This window comes from Thermogutta sp., from assembly GCF_014359955.1.
Classification (GTDB): Bacteria; Planctomycetota; Planctomycetia; order Pirellulales; family Thermoguttaceae; genus Thermogutta.
This window is the reverse complement of the sequence record NZ_JACIYL010000591.1, coordinates 1-2,846: the sequence shown is the minus strand read 5'-3', so window position 1 is coordinate 2,846 and position 2,846 is coordinate 1. Positions and strand designations below refer to the sequence as shown.

Annotated in this window: 2 protein-coding genes; both read right to left on the bottom strand. The window is 58.9% G+C overall.

Going from position 1 to position 2,846, the window contains the following annotated elements; genetic code table 11:
- Nucleotides 1-637: MFS transporter (locus H5U08_RS14735; RefSeq protein WP_297034671.1), on the bottom strand; the 637-nt coding region annotated here is incomplete at its 3' end.
- 488 nt (nt 638-1,125) lie between these two features.
- Entirely contained in the window at nt 1,126-2,742 is a 1,617-nt protein-coding gene (locus tag H5U08_RS14730) for a hypothetical protein (protein WP_297034667.1), read from the bottom strand.
- Between the last annotated feature and the right edge of the window lie 104 nt (nt 2,743-2,846).

The window sequence follows — 2,846 nt, the reverse complement described above, 5'->3', positions numbered from 1 at the left end:
AAGCACCGAGCTTTTCAAAGACCGCGCGGGCCTCCTCGCAGCGTCCCCGGGCCACCGACCACCGCGGACTTTGGGGCGTGAAGTAGAGAAGCAGCCAGAACAATCCGGCCGGAAACGCCTCCACCCCCAGCATCCACCGCCATTCCACATCCCCCAGGTTAAGCAGCGCGATGCAGTAATTCGAAAAGAACGCCAGCAGAATGCCGAACACAATATTGAACTGCACGACGGCCACCAACCTTCCCCGCCATTTGGGCGGCGAAATCTCTGCAATGTACATGGGCGCCACAACGGAGGACCCGCCAACCCCCAGCCCGCCAATAAACCGGAAAAACACGAGCGAATACCAATCCCACGCCAGGGCGCTTCCGACCGCCGAAACAAAATAGAGGACGGCAATGAGGATGAGCGTTTCCCGCCGCCCCCAGCGATCGGCCGGATACCCGGCCACCAGCGAACCGATGACCGTCCCGATGAGCGCGCTGGCCACCGTGAATCCGTGCCAGAACCCCGACAAATGGAAAAGATTCTGGAGCGCTTTCTCCGTCCCCGAAATGACAGCCGTATCGAAGCCGAAGAGCAAGCCACCCAGTGACGCTACAACGACACACAAGACGAGATAACCATTGATCTTCATCGCGGCGCTCCCAGAGCTCCAAATTCCCGGTAATGCCTCGACTTCTCTACATCCACATAACCGGCGCGTGTGTTATGGATGTTTTCCCGATGGCCGACGTCTCCGAGTTCGTCCACGAGACATCCGGCGGCACCGACCCCATTTTTTCAACTTCCGAACCCACGGCACCGGCCCCCGATCTTCCCACAAGACGCAAGCGAAATATTCCTATGCATAACACCTGAGGCCCGGCTCCGCAACGAGGTGTCGGCCTGAGCTATCCCCACTTTTTTGTCAGGATCAGTGAAAGGTTAAAAGCCTGGAGCGTATTGGAAACGCCCACAACCGGCTTGATTTCCTGGGCACTGTGGGGTTTTCGGACAGGCTCTTACTCCATGAACTGTCCGCGACGTTGTCCGGCGGTCTCCTCTGCGTCGAACTGCAAACCGGATTTCCTCTCGCAGTCGACATGACACCCGGCCAAAGAAGGGCAAAGCGGCTGGTGTGATTCATCCATTCACCTGGACAGGGTTGATCATCAGATCACGAATCGCCTCTCCATCGGCAATCACCACCGGATAGTCGGGAATGGGCAGCGAGGGAATTCTCAACGCGGTGGAATTGCCCGCACGATGGTCCACTGCAAAAACGCAGCCGCTCAAAAGATCAATCAATACGGGAGAGTTCACATTGGGCACCCCGCGTAATTCCACTTCTGCACGAGGCACGTGGCCCGGTGTGTGGAGGGGCTCGACCGACCACAGGACCCAGAGCGGACGATCCTTCCGCAAGAAGCCAGCTATCACGCATGTCCGCGCGTCTGAGGTTTTGCCTGTCGGACGCCCTTCCCCAGACGTCGTCGCACTCGCCACAGCCAGCATGTCATCGAGTGCAGGCTCCCGACGCGTTTCGCCGTCGAACAAAGCGCACAGGCGTTGATAGGCATAGTAAGCGGGCTTGGGAGAATAATCTTCTCCCCGCAGGAGCCCTTTGAAGTTGGTTTTGCCACTCGGCCCTGTCCCCCAGTTGTAATTCACCAGATCGACGATGTGGAAATAGGAAGTCAGCTCCAGCTCGAGGACCCGGTCGTAGAGCATTCTCCGCAGGAGCCATTTCGCCTGGCGAGTTTCGGTCCAATCGTATTGCGAGAGGGCGCCGGCACTCCCCGGTCGCGAAGGACACCCGTTTTCCCCCTGCCATAAGGGCACGTCTTTTCCACCCGGACTGTTCTGTCGAAGAATTGTCCGCCAGGTCGTCAGGGTTTCTCGATAACCGTCCTCCGGCACAGGTCGGTAAGGGTGGTAAGAGATTCTGTCCACATGGTCCAAAATTCCGTGGGCCAGAAGCTGACGGAGGTAATCGGTGGGCATACCAGCGAGGGCACCACCAATGATCACGACGTCGGGAATCGTCTGCCGCAGGACCTGGCTGGTCTCCGCCACAAACCGGCAATACAGTTCGGGGGACGGATCGCCAGGTTTCCAGAAGTTCTTGATGTTCGGCTCGTTCCAGATTTCCCAGTGTTTCACGCGATCACCAAGCCGCGCGGCGAGTGCTCCCACAAATCTCAGCCAGGCCTTCTGTGCTTCCGGCTTGTGGATAGGAACCCAACCCACCGCCGAGACGTCGGGGGCCTCGGGGATGTAGAGCTTGTTCCCGTAGCCGAGATTGAACCACGGGGTGACACCCTCAGCACGAACCGCATCCACAACCGATTCCAGCCAGCCGAAATCATATACACCTGGCGAGGTCTCGCATCGCGCCCAGCCCGTCTGTAACCGCGCCCATTTCACCCCCAATTCTCCCAGCGGCCGATAAACCCGTTGCGGGTCATACATGGACCTGTCCAGCGTTTCCATCCCCACAGAGAAAGGTGACCGGGCTATCTCCCGTGAGTGTCGCCCCTTAATGCGGCCAACCAATGGACCGACATTCCGTTCCCACCACCGCGTGGCCTCGGTGGATCCGTCGAGAAAATCACTGGCAACCGCATTCTGCCCGGGCTGCAGAGGGGATTCGTCGATCCCCCTGCCGAGAGAAACGGCGTGAATTCCGGAAGAGCCCAAGAGAGTCGCGCCAACTGCCTGGGCCAGAAATGTCCGCCGATTGACCTGATGATGAACCATGAACCGCTCCCTTCTACCAACGGCCTCTTGCAGCGGGGACGGCCATTCCACCCGCGCAAAAGAACTTGCCCAGCGAGACACCCAAGGCCTTTTGTGCTCCTGCT

Bases quoted from the DNA above. Each gene is read 5' to 3' on its own strand.
- H5U08_RS14730 (WP_297034667.1), bottom strand. From the start codon at position 2,742: ATGGTTCATCATCAGGTCAATCGGCGGACATTTCTGGCCCAGGCAGTT.